Origin of the sequence: Bacillus sp. SIMBA_008 (genome assembly GCF_046535495.1) — a bacterium.
GTDB lineage: Bacteria > Bacillota > Bacilli > Bacillales > Bacillaceae > Bacillus > Bacillus subtilis.
Genome location: NZ_JAWRWL010000007.1, coordinates 151,553 through 173,189 on the forward strand (window position 1 = coordinate 151,553; position 21,637 = coordinate 173,189).

Here is a 21,637-nt window from a genome sequence, read left to right on the forward strand (position 1 = left end):
TCTTCTTAAAATCGACGTTTTGAGGTGCGAAAAATGACGAAGCTATCAAAAAGGCAACTTGATATCCTCCGTTTTATTAAAGCAGAGGTTAAATCAAAAGGATATCCGCCTTCCGTGAGAGAGATCGGAGAGGCTGTCGGGCTTGCGTCCAGCTCTACTGTCCACGGCCATTTGGCCCGTTTGGAAACAAAAGGGCTGATCAGACGAGATCCGACAAAACCAAGAGCAATAGAAATTCTTGATGAAGAAGTAGACATTCCGCAAAGCCAGGTCGTTAATGTACCGGTCATCGGGAAAGTCACGGCGGGATCTCCTATTACAGCAGTAGAAAATATTGAAGAATATTTTCCGCTCCCTGACCGCATGGTTCCTCCAGACGAGCATGTATTTATGCTGGAGATTATGGGAGACAGTATGATAGATGCTGGTATTCTCGATAAGGACTATGTCATCGTTAAACAGCAAAACACAGCGAACAATGGGGAAATTGTAGTTGCGATGACAGAAGAGGATGAAGCAACTGTAAAACGATTCTATAAAGAGGATACCCACATTCGCTTGCAGCCTGAGAACCCAACGATGGAACCTATCATTTTGCAGAATGTCAGCATTCTAGGGAAAGTGATTGGCGTGTTCAGAACCGTCCATTAATCTATTGATCTATCAGATGCATAAAATAACCCCCTCTTCCTTTACGGAGAGGGGGTTTGTTGTTCAAAAAAAGCAGGCTCGCCCTGACTTTTGGGTGCGAGCCTGAATAGGAGGAAAAAGAACATCATGTTTACACCATAATTATCCACCAAAAGATTGTTGAAGTCAAGAAATTTTCTTTCCTTCAGGAAACTTTTATCAAAATATGAACGTTTAGAATATTAGACGCTATCTTCTTAAAAACGTTTCATTTTTTAGGTCGTGGAAGGATGCGGTTTTATATTTATTAAGGGGCGAAGCAATTGAAATATACTGAAAATTTAGTACATAGTTTAATTAGTTCAACATTCTGATAAAACAGCTCGCTTTCTTCATATAAAATGTAATGTGTATTTCAATTTCACCTTCACCCAATCACTTGTGCAGTTCAAAATATATGGCATCGTTGAACAAGTCGGGTAGAAACCTTCCCCAAACATAAAGTCTCCACCAACACCCTTCTTTAAATTTAACCTTATATGAAATATGGTTGTGCTATCAAAAGGCCGTTTCATCATAAAAGTGCATATGCGTTTTTTCTTGTTTGTAATATCGAAGCCTGTCTTGAAGGGTTCCGGTATGAAATTCAAATTTGTGGCCGTCAGGGTCGGTAAAATAAATTGATTTTCGATCGCGTTCATCTCGTTCTCTGCCAGGCAGAATATTGACATGAAGTCTTTTTAATTTAGCTGATACCTCCTCAAATTCATGATCTTCAATTGTAAAAGCAATATGGGTATAAGAAAGCTTAATGTCATTTCTCGGGATGTCTGGTTCTTCATTAAGAGCTAGCCAGATGCCGTTCATATCAAAATATGCAGTTGTTCTTCCCTTTACCAAAAGCTTTGCACCAAACACTTTTTGATAAAAATCAATCGATGTATCCAAATGCGAAACTGAAAATAGCAAGTGATTGATTCCTTTTATCTCCACAAATCATTCCCCCCTTGGTAGCTGATCATCCACATATACGACTTTTTTCATAAAAAGATTCATACAGCTGAAAAAAATACCAGTGTAAACAAAAACGGACTGTTTAAAATAGTAACATGACCATTATGAATGGTTTTGAATTGCATTATTTATCGTTTGTTTACGCCCAATAATTTTCTTCAAAAAATAACAATTTAGGTGGTCAAATGAAACATATCATTGCGCTTGCTTCAAAGATTGCTTTCACTCTCGCCCTTTTATATGTGATTTTGGACAGAGTCTATCACGCATCCTTCTTAAGTGTGATGTTTATTGCACTTTTCTTAGGTTTTGTTTCCTATCTTTCTGGTGACATGCTCGTCTTACCCAGAACAAACAATATTACAGCTTCATTGGCTGACTTTGGCCTTTCATTCGTTATTCTTTGGGTATTTGTTTTAACCCAAACAAGAAACGATTTCTCACCATTTGGAGCAGCTCTCCTTTCCGCTGCCTGTCTTACTGTTTTTGAATACTTTTTTCATCGGTATTTACTGAAAAATGTCCTTGATGAAAATTTCCGAAATGAACTGTCAGCGAGAGATAACACGTTGCAGTATCAAACGGAAGCCGCGGACGAGCTGTTTCCCGAAACGAAAGAGAAGCATAAGGAATAGGAGGCTGTCTTATCGCCTCCTATTTTTCAGTAGCTATTTTTGAGAAAACGGAACATCACTTCTGTAAACTCATAAAACCTCTCATTTTGAGTAACAGCTCTGCTTTTTAAAGAAAAGATGCCGAACAAAGACTTTCGAAACCCTGTGCTCATTTCTATCTGAATACTTAAACCTGTTTTTGATTTATTTGCAATGTTATTCGGACTAACGCCCGCATGCGGATGGTCCGTATTGAGTAATACAGCAGGAAAACCGGCATGCTGCAATTTCTCAACTAAATCTGCCGCTCTTACGCGATCTGTACCGCCGACTTCGATCTGCTGATCTTCTTCTGCGTACCCGTGTAATGAAATGACATATTCATGGTTTCCCGTCATTTTAAGGGCCCGAGGTTCATCAAAGTGCGTACTCGTAATGTGCAGGACTGAGTTTCCTGTCGATTTTAAGCCTTCAAATAAATACATCGAGTACTCTTTGCTGAGCTCTCTCGCTACTTCACTTGTCCCGCCTTCAATACCTCCTCCGTGAATAGCTAAAACAAGAACAGGGCTTCCGGTTTCTTTCGTAACAACGCCATAATCAGAAGGATCTTCATTGTTTTTTAATTCCTCAAAATTCTGATATACATCTTCAGCATAAATTGAAGAAATCGGAGTAAACACCATAAAAATCAACAATAATTTTACAATTTTAATAGTTGATGGAAAACGTTTGGCTATGTTACAATCAACATGCTTCAAGGAATGGAGCAAACGGCGGAGCAGGGATACTTTGGCCGGTTTCATCTACTCCGCCTCTAAGTCCAAATCAACAGAATGTAGGTCTCTTTGAGGCTTTAGCACGAATTCTCTCGTCCTCCTTGTTAAATTTTTGTTAAATTCACAATATTATATACCATTAGCCCGGGCGCTGTTCTTCTCATTTTTGAATTTATGAAAAGTAAGCTGGCACCACCTCCCCCATTTTCCATACAAAACAAAAATGCACCTGCCCTTTGGCCTGTGCACTTTTTATTTTCTCTTCATTCTTCGTTTTTTTGCTTGATTTAATTTCATGATGTTTTTTTCAATTTTTCTTATGTTTCGCCTTTGCGGGATTGTTTTCATTTCATAATAAACAGAAATAAACCCGCTTACTGTCACTGCTGCAATATAAAGGACGCGCTGTTTGATCATCCGGTCAGCATGTCCATGATCATTCGCTTCTTTTTCCAGTCTTTCGATCACAGCTTTATCAAACAGCTGATCGACATACACTTGTTTCATTCCCACTGCAAACCCAGCAGCCAGCCAAAGAATCAGAAATAAACTGATATAAAACACCATAAACCCTTCCTTTCCTGTCTTGATGCGGTGCAGAATTTTAAAACAGTTCATCTCATTACAACTGGCAGACGAAGCTTCTTCTTTGTGTTAGGTTCTTTCAATAGGCTGGTTAATATGTGTAATGCTGTAATGAACAGTTAGAAATTTTATTCCAAACAGCCACATATGATGAACAGCGGTTAATTTGTTGTCATGTACAGCTTCTATCAGAAAGGTTTCAGATAAAGGAAGCGGACAAGTTCCCGCTCTTGTTTGCAGATAAATCCCCTCATCCCCCGCTCTGCTTTTTCTCCGCCTGCTTGTTAAAACCAGCTTCTCCTGATGATGATATGGTTTTAAAATACCTGTCATGCTGCTGAATGGAAGCGGTAAAGAAATATTCATATACCCTTCTCCATTTGAACGATACACTGAATAAAGAGCGGTAAAAATGGTTTCGTTTTTTTCATTTGTTCTAATCCAGGCACGTACTCTTTCCCTTCCGTCTTTTTTAGAATGAACACCTTTTATCTTGCTGTACATCCTGTACCAGTCAGGGTTCGTCGAAAGATGTATTTGGCCGATTCTTCTGCTGAACCATTCGTAAACAATTGCAAGCGGCCGAAACCACGTGCTCCATGTTACTTTTGCTTTAATATTGTATTCGATGGTTTGTTCATAAAACGAAAGAATGAGCGGCGCCAGTTTTTCTGGTGAAAAATCTTTTGAACGCAGGCTGCCCATATCATCCACAAGTCCGCTGTACCGAGCGTTATTTTCAGCTTGAATGCTAGCTAAAAATTCTTCTCCAATCTTTCTTTTTCCGTAGATACGGCTGAATGTCTTTACACTGTCTGCATCAAAAGACTTTGGATCCTCTATTCTCCACCCTATGAGAGCGGGCAAGATAACACCAAACGCGTTGACAAAACCGTGAATCCAAATCATCTGATTGATGGTCAATGTAACTTCTTGTCGAAATACACCAAATGAATAAATCATCGAGAAAGCAATCGTTATCATTAAAACAGCGGAAGAAAGCCGAATAAGAAATGTCCCCGTCTTGGTGCGAAAAGCTGCCGTGAACACCAAAAATGCATGAAGATAAATCGCCGCCATATAAATGCTAACCGCAATGACATCAAGTGTTTTTGAATATGTGATGCCCAGTGCGATAAGAAGGGGCGAAAGCAAAATCACCCATGTTATCCAACTATACAACATCCGATGTTTTCTAATGGTTCTGCCGAGTAAGCCGTTGAAGATCGGGATCAGAAAAGCAGAATAGTGAAAGTGGACAGCAGTCAGCAAAATGATGAGAGGGCCAAATTGCATGATCTGCAAATGGGCAGCATAAGCAAAAAACCAAAATCCTCCTCCCGCCAAATAAATAAGACCGAACAAAACTGATGTCTCTTCGATTCTATGTATCTTTGTTTCCCAAAGGCGGAGGATCGCATACAATGCAATAAAAACTGTGTACATCCACCAGATTAGCGCGAAACCTCCAACCTCCGTCACTAGAGCCAGCACCGCAAAGAATGCGGCTACCGGATAGCACTGGATTAGCCCATATTCCATAAACTGAGCAGCACGAACCGGCGATTGACGAAAAACAAAAGGGAAAATTCCCGGCACGAAAAATAGAATGGATAACAAAACGAGTGCCTCTGCCACTGAAATATCCGGTGCTTCCGCTGCAAGAAATCCTATAAAACAAAGCGCACTGACTATGCCATTTCGTTTCATGATTCTCTCTCTTCCTCCTGAAACGTTCCTTTATAAAAGAAAAGAGTGCCAAGAATTGTATTTTGCACATGCACTTCAATGGTGAAACAATTCTTTTTTTCATCAAACGTTTCGCAAACTACGGATGTACCGGTCAGCCATTTCGGCAACGGGATTCTTTTTCCAAATATCAATAGCCATTGCTTTCCCGATGTGATTGTAAGAGAGCCGTCAAGAGATGCCTCGAACGTCAAAACAGACAACAGCAGATGAGGTTTGCCGAAGAAATCAAGTATTCTATTTTTTTTCTCGTCATATATCATTATCGCGTCAAAGAAGCGTTTTTTGCCTTTAAAGAAAAATGTACGATTCCATTCTATCCCTGTATGTTGTGATTTCAAAAGACAAGTTCTATTTTGTATTGTAAATGGAATGTCTTTGCCTCTTTCTGAAAAGAAGCATCTGAAAAAAACACCCAGCTTTAACAGCATTCTAACCAGAAAAGAGCCTCCGCTTATTTCTGACATCGTTCCCGTCCCGCTGAATGTATGAGACCCGTCTAATTGGTACCGTTTCTGCAGCTTGGGATGCAGCAAATGATAGTTAATAATTGATTTTTCATAAATCGAACTCACAATGTCACTTCTTTCTCTTTCGTTTTGTGCGCCTGGCACTGGGGAGCTGCAGGCTAAGAGCGCCGCTTGCAGCGGAAAACACACTCAATAGAACCCACATGAATATTTCGGAACCTAGACAAGCAACCCCAGCAAAAATACAAGCCTGGACACCATGAATGATCCATTTTCTTTTTAAAGGAATCAGCCACAAAATAGCTAAGCCTATCTCCGCTGTTCCTGCCAATATGCTTGTCTTAACACCTGCAAAGCCTTGATAGAACCAAAACAGGCTGAAAAACAGACACATGAACACATAGATGATAGCGGATCGAATGAAGCGCTTCGGATGTTTATTTTGCTCTACCCAAAGCCTTAATGCATCAAAGCTCCAGGCAGTCGCCCAGCCAAGCAGCGGTCGAAATAATAAACGATCGATCCATCTTCCCGGCAGTCCGTAGGCTGTTTTGTATTGGTACTGTGTTAAAAACGTCATTTTCCCATTTTCTCTCTGTATATACTTCCAGTAGCCGCTTCCATGCCGAATCAGAGATAATGGATGATCAGAGCCAAAAGCCAGTGAAGAAGACCTTTCAGATGAACATTTGTTGAAAACACCGACGGTTTCTCCAGTACCTGACACCTTTAATCCAAAGCCTATTTTTGTTTCGTAAAGAAACTTCTGTTTTTCGCATGGTTGTCTATTCAAATACGTAATATTTGAAAACCGTAGATCCCATTCCTTATGCAGTGATGGGTTTTGTGTATATTCCCAGAGTGTATCCAGATCAGATTTCATTTCGATTTCTACATAAATCGGTTTCTGCCTCACAGCCCCTTCTCCCTTCTATTTCAAGCAATTCCTATATTAGCATATTGGTCGATTTGAAAAGTGTATATCTCTCCAAAAAAAGTATAAAAAAGAGAAGAGAGGTTTCCTTCTCTTCCCTGGGATTCATTACTGAGTTTTAACCGTGCCGTAATGAGTAATTGTGACGTTCACACTGTATGTGATGTCGGCTTTACTGAAGGTGTCATCCCAGTTATTTTTCACCCTTTTCCATAAGTGGGGATATGTAAGTCTTAAAGATTCATCAAAACCCGCAACATCTGCTTTATAATCACGCTGAATTTTTTTTAATACCTGACCAACTATTTTCTTTACTTCGTTTTCAATAGTCGTTTCGAGACGATCTATAAACTGGGTGTCCAACGCCTCTTTTGTGTTCCAGTTTTCAACCAAATCGCCTTCTGATTCAATATCGACATGGAATGAAATATCTTTCCCTTTTACGATTGGCTGAATTTTGCTTTTAATTTTATTGATATCGTACGCTATCGTTTGTTGGCTCTTTTTATCATGGCTTTTGACAACTCCGCCTTTCCCTTCTCCTCTAATCCATGTAATTCCCTCAGTTTCATATTCATTTAAAGTGCCTATCATTTTTTTCGATTTTCCGTTGATTACAGCTGCTCCGGAATACTTGACCGCTCCATTGGCCGCAACCACATTTTGCAGTAAAAAACTGCTGCCAGAATGCAGTTTTCCAATTAGTTTCGCGAGTGTCATAGGGGGAAGAATTCTGGAAACTTTATGTTCATTTTCACCTAATCCAATCAGCCGAAATGCCGGAATTTCTCCGTTCTCTTTCAGCTGGAGAGCGTCTCTTGCTTCCCCTTTAGCAGATAAAACAAGACAGCTCAGCCTGATTTCATTATCACGAAAAAATTGATCCAGCATTTCGTCGATAGGAAATGTGTGCAGCACATCTTCACTCATGACAACAACTTTTAAATGCGGGCTAAACACTTCTCGGTCCCGTCTTAATGCAACCTCACTTCCGATCTGCTGTAATGAATCCCCTGTTTCACTTATATTAATGTACGCTTTTTGCGCTCCTTGTCCGCTACCGCCTCCCCCGCTTGTGCCCGCGCCTGCCGCTTTTTCATTAACAAATTGATAGGTCAGCGTAATGTTGTCTTTTTTCGGATAGCTCCCGCCCTCTTCTTTTAACTCTTTTTCAGTGTTCGTTTCTTTTCCTTTATCAATTGCGATAGCGAATGTGAGACCCAGATCTTCTATTTCCCGACTGCTCCAGCATCCTGTTACGCAAATCATCAGCAGACATACCATGACCATAGCAGGCAATTGACGTTTTAGTTTACTTTTCACCTCTTTTCCTCCATTTCGAAATGACTAACAGCAAAATCGGCAAAGCGCCAAATATATACAAAGCGATATGACTGACCGTATCGCCCAATATAAAGACGTCATTTTCATTTTTCGGCATGCAAGAGAGGATATATATAACAGGAAGCAGCCCAAACATACATGAAAGGGGTTTCTTTTTAAAAACTTGTGAGACTCCCAGGGAAGCTGCATAAAAAGTGATAATAAACGTAGCAAAAAGCTGCATAATCCAAATCACAAGCAGGAATGATTCAAACCGTTCAAATATTAAACCAGGTATTTCAAAACTTCTCATCAGGTCAAGCCCCGGCCATGTTCTCGTCACAACTCCCTCAACTGATAGTGCACCGATGACCATAATCAGCGTAATCATATAAAAACTGGTCACAACGCCTGTCCCGATCACAACCGCTTTCACCGCATTTTTCGGCTTTTTCATAAATGCTACTAAAATGAGCATAATTTCTGAACATGTAAATGAAAGGTTCGTTGTCTTTACACCTCTGAGAACTGGCATGATTCCATCACCTAATACAGGGCGCAAATTGTTGATCTCAAATATGCCTAAACTCATGAGGGCTATCGTTAAAAAGATGATGACCGTAATCGGAAAAATCATTTCAAAAAGCCGTGCAATCGGATCTAGGCCTTGTGTAATTGAATAAAGCCCAATCCAAAGAACTGTCATAATGATTGCCCAAGACGGTGTCCCTTCGAGGAGAAAAAAATCCACGATTTCGGACATGACTCTGACTTCAAATGCACCGAGTGCAAGAAAATAAGTAATAAAAACAATACTGATTAAATGCCCGAGCCATTTTCCTACAATATGTCGGGAGTATTCATAAAAGGTCTCCTGAGGATACTGCTGGCTTAATTTAACTATAAGTTTGTTCTGTTACTGTCCGAGGGAGCGTAAGAACTCCGGCAGCAAGCATATAATTAATGATGATAATCGTTGCCTGAGCGGTTGTGATTTTACTGGTTGGGCTGAACATGAGACTTTATCACCATCCTGTTAAGTTCATCACTTCACCCGTTTTGTATTATCTGTATTCATCATTTTAGGCCGGCGCTTCATGACTAAAAGAGGCATTCTGATAACAAAGTCTTTCCAATCTTTTAATTGATAGGGCACTGCCGGACTTGCGTATGGCACACCAAAGCTCTTTAGTTTTACGACATGGCTGCTTAGCAGCAGATAATACATAATGACTCCAAACAATCCAAACACCGCCGCACAAAACATCGCGCCAAACCGAAGCATCCGAAGTGCTATACCTGTGCTATAATGCGGGATGGCAAATGAAGAAATTGCTGTGAGCGCAACAACAATGACCATGATTGGACTGACAATCCCCGCCTGCACAGCTGCTTCCCCGATGATTAATCCGCCAACTATGCCTATTGCGGGTCCAATTGGTTTTGGCAAACGAAGCCCCGCCTCTCTTAAAATTTCAATCGCGACTTCCATAAATAAGGCTTCAATCAGAGATGGGAACGGAACACCTTGGCGCGTCCCGGAAATTGAAATCGCCAGCTTGGTCGGAATTAACCCCGGATGAAAAGAAATAAATGATATATATAAAGCGGGTGCGAATAACGTTATCATTGCTGCGATGAACCTCAGCAATCTGATGAGCGAGCTCGGGAACCACCGTTCATAATAATCTTCAGGCGATTGAAGCATCATGCTGAAAGTGACTGGAACAATCAAAGCAAACGGAGTGCCGTCAAGCAGAATGGCTACTCTTCCTTCCATTAATCCGCTTATGACGCGATCAGGACGTTCTGTACTCTGTACTTGCGGGAACGGGCTCAAATAATTATCCTCAATTAACTGTTCAACGTAGCCTGACTCCGGCAAATGATCGATCTCAATCCCTCTCACTCTTTTTCTTACTTCCTCGACTACTTTTGGATCTGCAATGTCATTCATATAAGCGATAATTAAATCCTTTTTTAATCGTGTTCCTACTTCAAATCTCTGCAATGTTAATTGATCATTTTTTCCTTGCTGTCTCAAAAGAGCTGTATTCGTACTCAACTCTTCTGTAAAGCCTGTGCGCGGCCCTCTGACAAGCGCTTCTGAAAGCGGCTCCTCGATACTTCGATTTTGTTTTTTTACAGTTCCCAGAAGAAAGGCCTGCGGTATTCCATCAATGAGAAGCGCTGTCGACCCCATGAAAACATTCAACACGATATCACTGATTTTCTCTGATTCTATGACATCACCGATTGATACGATTTGATTTTTTATCTGTTTCGAAATTAAAATACCTTTGCCGGATTGAGAAATTTCATCGCTTACCTGATTAGGTTGATTCATGACTAACACTGATAGTCCTTTATTAATCAAGTTCTGATCAGACAGTCCTTCAACAAAGATCAATGCCGCTTTCACATGTAATTGAGTGATTTCAAGCTCACGGAAATGAACGTCCCCGTTATGTCCTATTTTTCTTTTTACATGTTCTAAGTCGTATCCGATGTTACCGGTTAACACATCCTGATCCTGCTTTTCAGCTGTCGAATAATCTGATTTATGCTGCTTCTGTGTTTTGTACTGATTATTCCGCCACCTCATCATTGCACCTTCTTATACATGAATCCAAGTAAACACTTTATAGATTACATATGGAACGAGAAATACTACTAACGCTTGAAACCACACATTCCAATCAGTAAGTGTTGATATCATGTTATCCATCTGTCATTTCCCCTCTCTCTAATAGGATTATTTTTCCCGTATACCTATTTTTTATGTTCGTCTTTTTTCTCAATAAAAAAAGCATGATGAACATTTCATCATGCTTTTAAAGAAATCAACCTGACCATTTTGCATAATTAACACAAAATGAGCCTTTTAGCAGTCTGGGAAAACTAAAATTCCAGCTTGAAGCTTTCTGCCTGATCTGAAACTTCCACAGGAATCCCCATTATCGTTTTCGGTTTGGAAACGTAAACAAAGCGCATTTCTTCCTCTAATTGCTGAAACGCTTTTTCACTAACTAAAATTCTGGCCGGCTTCCCTGGACTGTTATCAATGGCTGCTTTGATTTTTCCAAGCATAAAAAACCTCCTGTTTTAGAAAATGGCTCATTTACTATTAAAACAAAAATCGCAAAATAAATTGGCTGAACAGGAATTCCAGTTCAAACATAACAGTTGCGGCTGAGCAAACAAGCATGAACGAAATGACAACATACACGTCTCTCTCTTTCTCGAACATGCAGAATTCTCCCATTCACAGATCAGACTGGCGACTGACACGCTGTTGAACAGCAGCTCTAGCATAAATAATGCACGCTATGGACATGATCTTATTAGTTATTATATGATTGAATTGAAAAAACATCATTTGTCAAGAGGTAAACGAAATGGCTCAAAACAACGAAAATACATTACCAGATATTACAAAAAGCATTACCCTAGAGGCTCCCATTCAGAAAGTCTGGGAGACAGTCTCTACTTCAGAAGGCATTGCCAAGTGGTTTATGCCCAATGACTTTCAGCTCAAAGAAGGACAAGAATTTCACTTACAATCACCGTTTGGGCCGTCCCCTTGTAAAGTTTTGGCTGTTCAAGCTCCAACTGAACTTTCTTTTGAATGGGATACAGAAGGATGGGTCGTTACCTTTCAATTAGAAGACTTGGGGGAAAAGACAGGGTTTACCCTTATTCACAGCGGCTGGAAAGAGCCGAATGAAGTGATCGGCAAAGCAAACGAGAAAAGCTCCGTCGTTCGCGGTAAGATGGATGGCGGCTGGACTGGCATTGTAAATGAACGGCTTCGTAAGGCTATCGAAGAATAAAAAAGAGAGAGTATCTCTCTTTTTTGTTCTTTCCCAAGGGTTATACTTCACAATTTGAGTCCATCAATCATAAAACGTAACAGTTTTAGATTTACCAGAGTAATCGGTAACAAAGAACTCGGCCTTGTTATTGCTCCCATCTACAAATTTTCCAATACTGCCAAAGGTGTGGCATTCTCCGGGTGAAAAATAGTTTGCCCCTACATAATCATCAGGATTGTCACCGGGATCATCCTCATATAGGTGCAGTGAAACAGAAAAAGGAGTGCTTCCTGAAAGGCACACTCTAAAATCTCCTCCGGTCGAGTATACCGTCGGACTTGAGTAAGTATATGTGTAAGTCCCCAACTTATCCCACTCTCCAGCCCCCGCAGTTCCGGCTTTTTCTGCTTGTGCCGATAATGGAAAAACCGCAGCCAACCCTAAAACAGACAAAAATCCAACTACCTTAGTGAATCTCATCAGCTACACCACTCCTCTATTTCAATGATAGCCGCAGATACGTTTGTATCATTTTCGGCAGAGCTACATAATTGATCCAGCCTGCCTCCCTGCTTCTTAGGCAGGTGGCATTGGACATTATATTCAGCAGCAGCCGTTTTATGAATCTGCCTTTGTGCTGGTTTTAAAATGTTCAAAATAAATGCATTCCCATTTGTACTGCTATCTCTTATAATTTGTTTAAAAGGTTGTACTTCAATCAGGGGGAAAAGGATATGGAATTAAGCTTCACAAAAATACTCGTTATTTTGTTTGTGGGTTTTTTAGTATTTGGGCCTGATAAACTGCCGGCGCTTGGCCGTGCAGCAGGAAAAGCCTTATCAGAATTTAAACAAGCAACAAGCGGACTGACTCAGGATATCAGAAAAAATGACTCAGAAAACAAAGAAGACAAACAAATGTAGGATAAATCGTTTGGGCCGATGAAAAATCGGCTCTTTATTTTGATTTGTTTTTGTGTCATCTGTCTTTTTTTAATCATTTGGACAGCCCTTTTTTCCTTCTATGATTTTAACTGTCCAAGCCGCAAAATCTACTCGCCGTATAATAAAGCGTAGTAAAAATAAAGGAGGAGTATATATGGGTTATTACAAAAAATACAAAGAAGAGTATTATACGGTCAAAAAAACGTATTATAAGAAGTATTACGAATATGATAAAAAATACTATGACCACCATGATAAAAAATATGATGACTGTGATTACGACAAAAAATATGATGACTATGATAAAAAATATTATGATCACGATAAAAAAGACTATGATTATGTTGTAGAGTATAAAAAGCATAAAAAACACTACTAAACGCCATTAACATCTCCTCGTTATTACTTTCCCCCGGCTATTGCCGGGTCTTTTTTTGTTTGTGCACTATATGTATATTTCTGAAGCTCCCCTTTCTATGAAAACCTTGGTGACTGAATCTGAAAAAGAATAGTGAATATTTAGTGCATAGTTTAGTTAGTTCATAAGTTAGTTCATAAGTTAGTTCATAAGTGAGCGCATTCAGTTTATTGCAGTTACAAAGAAACTTTTATAAACTCTTTGAGGATCATACATAAAAGGAGAGGTTTTTTGTATAGAAACATCGTATTTTATCTCATTTTACTTTGTCTATTTATATCAGTTGTCATGAAAAGCTTTGAGGTGATAAGCACAATAGCCAATGTTATCTGCTTTGTTTTCGTATTGCTGTATTTTAAAGATGAAATGAAAACATACTCACGTAAAGCGTTAGCAATCCTAAGTATTTGTTTTCTTTTCTTAGTCGGTATCTGTGCTTTTATCATTTTACAAGGACAGACATTGATGAAACGTCACCTCTTTTTTACAGGCTGGGAAACGATAGCGGGCATTCTTTTAATAATCGTTTCTTTAAGCATTTGTACTTTTATTTTGAGGAAAATTTCAAATCGGTTAAAACGATTGTGATCTCATTCTTTCCTCTGATAAAGGTATATAGCTTTCAGATTGGCGAAGCGTTTCGTCCCTTACATCACTCAAAATGAAATATTTTGTTTATTTATATACATCAATCAGTTCCAAAATAAGGTATAATAAATGGCGAAACCACTATCTAAAGGGGGAATTTTGGTGAAAAAAGTATTGATTGCAGGTGCAGTAGGAACAGCAGTTCTTTTCGGAACCCTTTCATCAGGTATACCAGGCTTACCCGCGGCAGACGCTCAAGTCGCAAAAGCAGCATCCCAGCTGCCTAACGGAATCGGCGGCCGTGTCTACCTGAACAGTACGGGCGCCGTTTTTACAGCTAAAATTGCGCTTCCTGAAACTGTAAAAAACAACGACTCGGTCTCCACTCCCTATATTTATTCTGGCTTTAGGGCAACAAGCGGCACTGAAGCAGATATCGGGCTTCAGTACAGCAAACAATACAACGTCTGGAAGCCCCTCATGAAGGTTGGGTCCAAAAATGAAGAAACGTACATCGAAGGAAAAGACAAATTCACATACAATAAAGGCTTCCGCCCTGGAAGCACAGTCCAAATGACAATCTATAAAAACTTAAACGGCAATACGCGCATGACCCTTTGGGGAACGAACAATGACGGCTACACCGGACGGATTATCACAGAAATTCAAGGAACCAACATCGGCACGATTTCAAAATGGAAAACCCTTGCTACCGCGGCTGTTTCGTATGAAAGCCAGCGTGATGCGATCAAAGCAACCTTTTCGACATCTTTTAACAACATCACAATCGACAATAAAGCCGTCACTCCTGTGGTAGATACACAGGATTTCGCAAAGGTTTCAGTTGCAGGAAATAACGTTACGATCTCTGTTCATAAATAAACGAAGCAGCAAAAAGCCGCCAGCATTGTCTGGCGGTTTTCTTTGGAGCATACTGGTCATAGTTCGTTTCTTCAGCTCTTTTGTTTAAACCTAACTTTAATAAGGGTGGAAATTGGTATGAAATATGAAAAATCAAGTCTTTTTGGAATGATTTTAGTTATTGTAGCACTTCTAATATCTATATATTTTATGTGTAATACAAATGCGTTGGTACCTGCTGGATATGATTTAGCTATTCATGGAATTGTAATATCTAGAACTGTAATGATTGCTTTTACTTTGTATTTAGTTTCAAAGTTAGGATATTTTCTTCTGAATAAAAAAGATTAACTGTAGAGTTAATCTTTTTTATGTATTATACGTGTTTGTCCTTCAATTTTTATTCATCTTCCAGATTGCTTAATGAAATTAGGATACCTGCTATCCATTCACTGCACAATAAAAAGGCAGCATTAAACCGCTACCTCAAATAAAAGCTTGTCCCCATGTTTATAGTTGATTAACTTGAAATCATCAATGGTAAAGTTATAAAAATCTTTCACTTCAGGATTGATCCATAGTTCAGGTGCTTCAAACTGTTCTCTTTCCATTTGAATTTTCAAATTGTCTATATGACGTGTGTACACATGGCAATCCCCAATGTTAAAGATATATTCACCAAGCTCATAACCAGTCACTTGAGCAATCATGCGCTGCAACACATTGTACTGGAATACATTGAATGGATTTCCCAATGCCATGTCATTGCTCCGTGCTCTTACCTCGAGGTGGAGCTTACCTTGCTTCACATACCATTGAGTTTCGTATACACATGGCGTTAAGGACATTGCGTCTAAATCATCAGGATTCCACAGCATTGTAATATGTCTGCGTGAAGACGGGTTGTTCTTCAATTGATGAAGAAGATAGTCTACCTGATCCACTTTTTCTCCATTTAGACTTCTGTTTTTCTTCCCCAGCTGAAATCCATATGCATGTCCGATGGTGCCGTCTTCTTGTTTCCACTGATCCCAAATATGTACGCCCATCTTGTTTAAATCATTAACATCATTAGATTTCAGCTGCCAAATCCAGAGCAACTCTTTAATGGCTGTTTTCCAGGCAACCTTTTTTGTCGTTAAAATCGGAACCTCTGAGTTGTCGAATCTCATTTGCTTACTGATTACACTTAGAGTATGTGCCGGTGTTCCATCTGAGTCCCACTTGGTTCTCACATCAAACTCTTCGTCTGAGATTCCATTATTTATAATATCCTTTATAATTGAATTGTATTGTTTATCGAATTGCGTCATAACTATTCATATCCTTCTTTCATTTTCAGTTCTAAGCATAATTTATTACGAATGCAATATTATCGCAAATACTAAGCACTCGCAGATAAAGTGAGGATCTTATTCCACTCACTGTGTGTTTAAAGAGGAGTTAATAACCCCCTCTTTTACACCTGTATTTCTCCATAACATAGTCTGTCACATAGCTCATAGTTACCGCCAGTTTGGTACATACACCGTTGATAACATTGTTGAGGATTATAAGAAATGGTTTGATATTGCGGCACATAAAAATTCAAATAGTCAGGTGTTTGTGTATACCAAATTGGAAATTGTCTAAACACATTAAATCCTCCAATAGCTTTTTCTGATTTAATGCATTGTATTTTACCTCAATATCAATTGTCATTTGTCCGCTTTCTTTAAAATAAATTCTCTCTAATTTCATTCATTTTTTTTATGATATTTGGCAGCGGTTCATTCCTTATATCATCTGTTTCTAACCGGTTTTGATGTTTGTTTTTGATGTCTAACTCTAAACCCTTCAAAAGCAGTGTGAAAAATCACATCATAGTGCTCTTGAATCTTAACCATAACGTTCAAATATTCTTCAATGAGAAAGTCCCTTTTTACGTATACTAATCTTCTCTATACACTTTACTATTATTTTACAGTGATTGAGTGCTCTCTCTCGCTCTTAAACAGCTATCCGTTTTGTTTTTCAGAAAGTGTTTTAAACAGCCTCTTTTTACTATTCTTATTTCATTTGACCATACCATATCATTTAAACTTCATAAATTAAATTCGAATAACATAAAGGAGGAATTTAATTGGGTTATTATAAAAAATATAAAGAAGAGTATTACACTTGGAAAAAAACATATTACAAAAAGTATTACGACAATGATAAGAAGCATTATGATTGCGACAAGTATTATGATCATGATAAAAAACATTATGATTATGATAAAAAGTATGATGACCATGATAAAAAGTATTACGATGATCACGATTATCATTACGAAAAAAAGTATTATGATGACGATGATCATTATTATGATTTTGTCGAATCATATAAAAAACATCACTAAATCTCTTAAACGTCTATTTATTCCCCGGCGACATACCGGGGGCTTTTTTATGATATTTATCGACGATACTCAGATTTTTTTGTGAAGTCTTATGTCTCATTTCATCTTATATTTTGAACTTGTTCTCATGGCTGCTGTAAATTCAATTATTAATGAACACATGTCATTTAACTTGGCTTATTATTAGTGGCATTACTAGTTTGTAGTTGCCTTCCCCTACTTATAAAAATTTAGATAAAAGTATTTCTTTGTACCTTGGCTGAAACCTCCATTGATCAATCACACAGCATGAAGACAGCCAAGGATTTATTTTGTTTACTTAGTACCTGTTGAACCGAGTCCTCCTCTATCCTCGTTTCCCAAATGCTCGACTTCAACCAATTCAACCGCCGGCATTTTCTTCATGATTCTAAACTGGCAGATACGATCACTCTTCTTAATTTCAGTATCACGCAATGCATAAGCAGGAAAGAACCAGAAATCGTTGTCTCCCTTATATGACTCATCGATAACACCCATTGAATTTGTTTGAATAACGCCAAAGTTCTTATATGTACTTGAACGAGGGACGACATGTGCTTCGTAACCTTCAGGCAGCTCCATTGCAACACCTAATGGGACAAGCTTAAATTCATCTTTTTTGATTGTTACATCTTCAGCTGCCCGAAGATCAATCCAGTCTCCCTGCTCAATTTTGCTGATTCTTGTTTGTGTTTCATCTAGATACTTGATTTTAATTTGCATTGTCATGTACTAGCTCCTTTAATTTTTATTGAGTATCATACAGTAAGGCTTGTTCTTGTATCATTTTCATCAGTTATAAATTGAACGTCTTCAAAATCATTCTGTAAAGCATTGAAGTACAGTTTTTCAATGATTTTTTTGTTTTTACAGTAAATCGAAACGTAACTATTATCTGCTATCAAAAGGACAAGTTCGCAATCACTGTCAGCAAACTCTTCATATGTATTGACTTGATTAACCATTTTTCCATATGGAAATGCTTTCAGTTCAACGAAAATGGTATAGTACTGATTCGTTTTTAATTGTTGCTCAAAAACTGCCCCTTCAACAATTGCGTAGTCATGAAAAAGCTCCTCATCATCGAGCTCTCCTTCTACAACAAAATAAGATTCCCCACTCGTTTGCCACCTATAATTAGCTATTTCTACCGGCTGCAGTATTCTCCATAGAAAATTTCCATATTCATTCGGTATTTGAAAACTAACTCCCCTATTCATGTATACCCCTTACTTAAACGATTTTTGTGAATACGAGTTTAATTATATACTCTAATGTTAGGTTTATGGAACAAGGAATCGACTGCCTTTTCAACCGATTATCTTTTACAGAATTTTCTCAGCCCTTCTCATTTAAAAGGTTCTTCCAATGTTCATAACAACGGTAAGTATTTTCCTGATTAGATTTCTCGTTATCATCTACCCTTAGAAAAAAATGTCCCAAAACAAATAATCATTTTTGTAATCCTCGGTCGCCGTATCCATTAACACCCCACTTACAAGCCTCATGTATCCCGTACTTGCTATTATTCGAACATTGATAGGCACCTTCTCGTATCACATGGATTTGCTGTTGAATGATTTCAAATAAAGTTGAATAAAATAAGATCGAATCATCCAACAATTAACATTTATTCTTGCGGCAATAGGTGGTATTTATAATCCATAAGAAGGAAGGAAGCGTTGATGATAAAGCTTTGCCGAGAAGTTTGGATCGAAGTCAATCTTGATGCCGTTAAAAAGAATTTGCGAGCGATTCGCCGTCATATTCCACATAAGAGCAAAATTATGGCTGTCGTAAAAGCGAACGGTTATGGTCACGGGTCTATAGAAGTGGCACGCCATGTACTGGAACACGGGGCGAGTGAGCTCGCTGTTGCCAGTGTGGAGGAAGGAATCGTTTTACGAAAAGCTGGGATTACAGCGCCTATCCTTGTGCTTGGTTTTACATCCCTTAGTTGTGTAAAGAAGTCAGCAGCTTGGAATATAACATTATCAGCATTTCAGGTTGATTGGATGAAAGAAGCAAACGAGATATTGGAAAAAGAAGCGAGTGCTAACCGGCTGGCCATTCATATTAACGTGGATACCGGCATGGGACGATTAGGTGTACGCACAAAGGAAGAACTTTTAGAAGTAGTGAAAGCCTTAAAGGCAAGTAAATTCCTCAGATGGACAGGGATTTTCACACATTTTTCGACAGCTGATGAACCGGACACAACACTCACAAAGCTGCAGCACGAAAAATTCATCAGTTTTCTCAGCTTTTTAAAAAAACAGGGGATTGAGCTGCCCACCGTGCATATGTGCAACACGGCTGCAGCTATCGCATTTCCGGAATTTAGCGCTGATATGATCCGTTTAGGTATCGGCTTATATGGTTTATATCCTTCAGCCTATATTAAACAACTAAATCTCGTTAAGCTTGAACCTGCGTTAAGTTTAAAGGCGCGCATCGCTTATGTGAAAACCATGCGTACAGAACCCCGAACCGTTAGCTATGGTGCTACATACGTCGCAGAACCTAATGAAGTAATTGTTACACTCCCGATTGGCTATGCTGACGGCTATTCTCGTGCCCTTTCCAATCGCGGGTTTGTTCTTCATCGCGGAAAACGAGTGCCAGTGGCGGGAAGAGTAACAATGGATATGATCATGGTCAGTTTAGGAGAAAACGGTGAAGGTAAACAAGGAGAAGAAGTCGTGATTTACGGTAAGCAAAAAGGAGCCGAGATTTCCGTTGATGAAGTGGCTGAAATGCTCAATACGATTAACTATGAAGTCGTGTCTACATTAAGCCGCCGCATCCCTCGTTTTTATATAAGAGATGGCGAGATTTTTAAAGTATCAACTCCAGTATTATACGTGTAGAACATCTTAAAATGCTGAATCAAAATCCCTCTACCAGAGGGATTTTGTTTTTTCTGAAACTAAAAAAATCCCTCCTATAAGAAGAGAGATTTTCAACATATTTATACCTCAATAATTGATTGTTCAGGAGTATTATGATCGTGTCGAGAACGAAAATGCGCTTCTAATTCTTCAAGTGTACGCCCCTTTGTTTCCGGCATGAATTTGTATACAAAACCGATTGCCAATACACCTAAAGCCACAAATATAAAGAATGTAAAAGACAAACCTACAGAGCTAAGCAAGATCGGGAAAGCAAAACCGATCACAAAGTTTAATATCCAAAGGAAAAAAACACTTATCCCAGAACCAAGTCCTCTTAACCTTTGAGGGAATATTTCCGCTATGACAAGCCAAGTCACAGGTCCTACACACCCTTGCATAAAGGCAAGAAATAAAACGGTCAAAGAAAGCACTACATAAGGAAGTGCCATAGATCCATCAAGCACAATTGAGAAAATCGCAATCAATAGGAGCGCTGTAGTCGTCCCCGCCAAACCAATCAATAATATTGGACGCCGTCTCACTTTTCCGACCAGCCAAATCCCAAATATAACTGCAATAACTGATATCAGCCCATTTCCAATATTAGCGATTAAAGCCGCTTTTGTACCAAAACCAGATTCTTTAAGGATTTGTGTGCCATAATACATAATCGAGTTCACACCTGTAATTTGATTCACTATGGCAACACCGATTCCAATCCATAAAAGACGGCGCAGCCATGGTGTAGAAAAGTCCTTGAGTGATGCCTTTTCTAGTGCTGTATCTTTTTCTACCGCTTCTTGAATTTCTCTACATTCAGCTTCTGCACGTTTATCTTCTCGAATTTGTTTAAGAACTCGCAGCGCCTCACTGTTTTTGCCTTTGGAGATTAGCCATCGGGGGCTTTCTGGTACCTTAAGCATACTGGCAAATAACATGATAGCCGGTACAGCACAAATGACAAGCATGTATCTCCAAACATGTCCCGTATTTGCCATTGTTACACCGAGGATCGCATTAAAAACATATGCTAAAAATTGCCCGCCAACAATCATTAGTTCATTTTGGGTTACCATACGCCCTCTCTTTTCATGCGGTGCCATTTCTGCTAAAAAGGCCGGCACCATCGCCGAGGCTCCTCCAACAGCCAGCCCCAGTAAAAAACGAAAGACCGCCATGATGAAAACGTTAGGTGCTAACGCTGTTCCCAGTGATGCCAGGAAAAATAAAAAGGAAAGATTAAGGATCATTTTACGGCGGCCATATCGATCAGCCAATCTTCCGCATAACAACGCTCCAAACGCGGCACCTAATAAAAGAATACTCGTAACAAGCCCTTCTGTAACCGGTGTTAAATCAAGCTGATCTGGCCTTGCCATAAAAGGTAAAGCTCCATTTATAACTCCGGTGTCATATCCAAAGAGAAGCCCTCCAAAAGTTGCTGAAATCATTATTAATTTCAACCTTCGATTTCGATGTTCATTCATATCCATTTCCCCTGCCTTTATTAAGAATACTTAATAAGCTCTTTCAGTGTGGATATTGAGTCAAAACTAAAGTCATCTCTATCTTAGATTTTCGCCTCTGGATTTGTAACCGTTTACATTTTTAGTCA

Annotated in this window: 26 protein-coding genes and 3 pseudogenes; 10 read left to right on the top strand and 19 right to left on the bottom strand. The window is 39.1% G+C overall.

What is annotated here, in order from left to right; translation table 11 throughout:
• Window positions 1-33 precede the first annotated feature (33 nt).
• On the top strand, window positions 34-651 hold the full coding sequence (gene lexA / locus SB658_RS20100) for a transcriptional repressor LexA (RefSeq protein ID WP_024573195.1): 618 nt from the start codon (window positions 34-36) through the stop codon (window positions 649-651).
• A gap of 286 nt (window positions 652-937) precedes the next feature.
• On the opposite strand, the pseudogene SB658_RS20105 reads toward lexA, so the two are convergent.
• Both SB658_RS20105 and fosM read right to left on the bottom strand, forming a co-directional pair.
• Window positions 938-1,280, bottom strand: a pseudogene (locus tag SB658_RS20105) (hypothetical protein).
• Window positions 1,189-1,623, bottom strand: coding sequence for a FosM family fosfomycin resistance protein (gene fosM, locus SB658_RS20110; protein ID WP_024573196.1), 435 nt, complete (start codon window positions 1,621-1,623; stop codon window positions 1,189-1,191). Before fosM ends, SB658_RS20105 begins: the two are co-directional and overlap by 92 nt.
• A gap of 206 nt (window positions 1,624-1,829) precedes the next feature.
• On the opposite strand from fosM, the gene SB658_RS20115 reads away from it, so the two are divergent.
• Complete coding sequence (locus tag SB658_RS20115) at window positions 1,830-2,279, top strand: YndM family protein (protein WP_003245454.1); 450 nt, start codon at window positions 1,830-1,832, stop codon at window positions 2,277-2,279.
• A gap of 26 nt (window positions 2,280-2,305) precedes the next feature.
• On the opposite strand, the gene pghL is transcribed toward SB658_RS20115, so the two are convergent.
• From pghL to SB658_RS20165, 10 genes and pseudogenes are all read right to left on the bottom strand, one after another.
• Window positions 2,306-3,064: a gamma-polyglutamate hydrolase PghL gene (gene pghL, locus SB658_RS20120; RefSeq protein WP_129092444.1), complete on the bottom strand. Its 759-nt coding sequence runs from the start codon at window positions 3,062-3,064 to the stop codon at window positions 2,306-2,308.
• Between the two features lie 225 nt (window positions 3,065-3,289).
• Window positions 3,290-3,604, bottom strand: a complete 315-nt coding sequence (locus tag SB658_RS20125) for a hypothetical protein (protein WP_003245621.1) — start codon at window positions 3,602-3,604, stop codon at window positions 3,290-3,292.
• An 87-nt stretch (window positions 3,605-3,691) separates the two neighbouring features.
• Window positions 3,692-5,332: a YndJ family protein gene (locus tag SB658_RS20130; RefSeq protein WP_144500560.1), complete on the bottom strand. Its 1,641-nt coding sequence runs from the start codon at window positions 5,330-5,332 to the stop codon at window positions 3,692-3,694.
• On the bottom strand, window positions 5,329-5,946 hold the full coding sequence (locus SB658_RS20135) for a DUF4166 domain-containing protein (RefSeq protein WP_144500561.1): 618 nt from the start codon (window positions 5,944-5,946) through the stop codon (window positions 5,329-5,331). Before SB658_RS20135 ends, SB658_RS20130 begins: the two co-directional genes overlap by 4 nt.
• A gap of 4 nt (window positions 5,947-5,950) precedes the next feature.
• Entirely contained in the window at window positions 5,951-6,757 is an 807-nt protein-coding gene (locus SB658_RS20140; protein WP_144500562.1) for a hypothetical protein, read from the bottom strand.
• Between the two features lie 126 nt (window positions 6,758-6,883).
• The gene (locus SB658_RS20145) at window positions 6,884-8,098 is read right to left on the bottom strand and encodes a Ger(x)C family spore germination protein (protein WP_085187680.1); all 1,215 of its coding nucleotides are present in this window, start codon (window positions 8,096-8,098) and stop codon (window positions 6,884-6,886) included.
• Window positions 8,088-9,114: pseudogene (locus SB658_RS20150) on the bottom strand (spore germination protein). The gene SB658_RS20145 and the pseudogene SB658_RS20150 overlap by 11 nt, the downstream one beginning before the upstream one ends.
• 29 nt (window positions 9,115-9,143) lie before the next feature.
• Window positions 9,144-10,706 (bottom strand): spore germination protein, encoded by a 1,563-nt coding sequence (locus tag SB658_RS20155; protein ID WP_074794553.1) that lies wholly within the window; start codon window positions 10,704-10,706, stop codon window positions 9,144-9,146.
• Between the two features lie 293 nt (window positions 10,707-10,999).
• Window positions 11,000-11,188 carry a hypothetical protein gene (locus SB658_RS20160; RefSeq protein ID WP_003231626.1) on the bottom strand — a complete coding sequence of 63 codons (189 nt, stop codon included), beginning with the start codon at window positions 11,186-11,188 and terminating at the stop codon, window positions 11,000-11,002.
• A 37-nt stretch (window positions 11,189-11,225) separates the two neighbouring features.
• Window positions 11,226-11,348 (bottom strand): hypothetical protein, encoded by a 123-nt coding sequence (locus tag SB658_RS20165; RefSeq protein WP_015713998.1) that lies wholly within the window; start codon window positions 11,346-11,348, stop codon window positions 11,226-11,228.
• A gap of 148 nt (window positions 11,349-11,496) precedes the next feature.
• On the opposite strand from SB658_RS20165, the gene SB658_RS20170 reads away from it, so the two are divergent.
• Entirely contained in the window at window positions 11,497-11,931 is a 435-nt protein-coding gene (locus SB658_RS20170; RefSeq protein WP_015713997.1) for an SRPBCC family protein, read from the top strand.
• Window positions 11,932-11,994: 63 nt separating this feature from the next.
• Here the strand turns inward: SB658_RS20170 and SB658_RS20175 are convergent, their stop codons facing one another.
• Both SB658_RS20175 and SB658_RS20180 read right to left on the bottom strand, forming a co-directional pair.
• Window positions 11,995-12,393 (bottom strand): hypothetical protein, encoded by a 399-nt coding sequence (locus tag SB658_RS20175; protein WP_015713996.1) that lies wholly within the window; start codon window positions 12,391-12,393, stop codon window positions 11,995-11,997.
• Window positions 12,394-12,409: 16 nt separating this feature from the next.
• Window positions 12,410-12,569, bottom strand: a pseudogene (locus SB658_RS20180) (hypothetical protein).
• Between the two features lie 78 nt (window positions 12,570-12,647).
• Here SB658_RS20180 and tatAC point away from each other — a divergent pair.
• The 5 genes from tatAC (at window position 12,648) to SB658_RS20205 (ending at window position 15,075) form a co-directional block, all read left to right on the top strand.
• Complete coding sequence (tatAC, locus tag SB658_RS20185; RefSeq protein WP_003231634.1) at window positions 12,648-12,836, top strand: twin-arginine translocase TatAC; 189 nt, start codon at window positions 12,648-12,650, stop codon at window positions 12,834-12,836.
• Window positions 12,837-13,011: 175 nt separating this feature from the next.
• Window positions 13,012-13,236 carry a hypothetical protein gene (locus SB658_RS20190; protein WP_015713994.1) on the top strand — a complete coding sequence of 75 codons (225 nt, stop codon included), beginning with the start codon at window positions 13,012-13,014 and terminating at the stop codon, window positions 13,234-13,236.
• A 270-nt stretch (window positions 13,237-13,506) separates the two neighbouring features.
• Window positions 13,507-13,863, top strand: a complete 357-nt coding sequence (locus SB658_RS20195) for a YoqO family protein (protein WP_015713993.1) — start codon at window positions 13,507-13,509, stop codon at window positions 13,861-13,863.
• Window positions 13,864-14,022: 159 nt separating this feature from the next.
• Window positions 14,023-14,745, top strand: a complete 723-nt coding sequence (locus SB658_RS20200) for a YrpD family protein (protein WP_122060471.1) — start codon at window positions 14,023-14,025, stop codon at window positions 14,743-14,745.
• A gap of 42 nt (window positions 14,746-14,787) precedes the next feature.
• The gene (locus tag SB658_RS20205) at window positions 14,788-15,075 is read left to right on the top strand and encodes a hypothetical protein (protein WP_015252014.1); all 288 of its coding nucleotides are present in this window, start codon (window positions 14,788-14,790) and stop codon (window positions 15,073-15,075) included.
• A gap of 122 nt (window positions 15,076-15,197) precedes the next feature.
• On the opposite strand, the gene SB658_RS20210 is transcribed toward SB658_RS20205, so the two are convergent.
• Window positions 15,198-16,037: a thymidylate synthase gene (locus tag SB658_RS20210; RefSeq protein WP_015713990.1), complete on the bottom strand. Its 840-nt coding sequence runs from the start codon at window positions 16,035-16,037 to the stop codon at window positions 15,198-15,200.
• 274 nt (window positions 16,038-16,311) lie between these two features.
• Window positions 16,312-16,464, bottom strand: a complete 153-nt coding sequence (locus SB658_RS20215) for a hypothetical protein (RefSeq protein ID WP_133516505.1) — start codon at window positions 16,462-16,464, stop codon at window positions 16,312-16,314.
• Window positions 16,465-16,846: 382 nt separating this feature from the next.
• On the opposite strand from SB658_RS20215, the gene cotU reads away from it, so the two are divergent.
• A complete protein-coding gene (gene cotU, locus SB658_RS20220) occupies window positions 16,847-17,107 on the top strand; it encodes a spore coat protein CotU (RefSeq protein WP_003231648.1) in 261 nt (86 codons plus the stop codon).
• A 315-nt stretch (window positions 17,108-17,422) separates the two neighbouring features.
• Here cotU and dutA read toward each other — a convergent pair whose 3' ends face one another.
• Together dutA and SB658_RS20230 are read right to left on the bottom strand one after the other, a co-directional pair.
• Complete coding sequence (dutA, locus tag SB658_RS20225) at window positions 17,423-17,857, bottom strand: dUTP diphosphatase DutA (RefSeq protein ID WP_032725805.1); 435 nt, start codon at window positions 17,855-17,857, stop codon at window positions 17,423-17,425.
• Between the two features lie 29 nt (window positions 17,858-17,886).
• Window positions 17,887-18,348, bottom strand: a complete 462-nt coding sequence (locus tag SB658_RS20230; protein ID WP_029726906.1) for a DUF2691 family protein — start codon at window positions 18,346-18,348, stop codon at window positions 17,887-17,889.
• Window positions 18,349-18,813: 465 nt separating this feature from the next.
• Between SB658_RS20230 and alr the strand changes: the two genes are divergently transcribed.
• On the top strand, window positions 18,814-19,998 hold the full coding sequence (gene alr, locus SB658_RS20235; protein WP_085187683.1) for an alanine racemase: 1,185 nt from the start codon (window positions 18,814-18,816) through the stop codon (window positions 19,996-19,998).
• 101 nt (window positions 19,999-20,099) lie between these two features.
• Here alr and SB658_RS20240 read toward each other — a convergent pair whose 3' ends face one another.
• Window positions 20,100-21,515, bottom strand: a complete 1,416-nt coding sequence (locus SB658_RS20240; RefSeq protein ID WP_031314948.1) for a sugar porter family MFS transporter — start codon at window positions 21,513-21,515, stop codon at window positions 20,100-20,102.
• Window positions 21,516-21,637 lie beyond the last annotated feature (122 nt).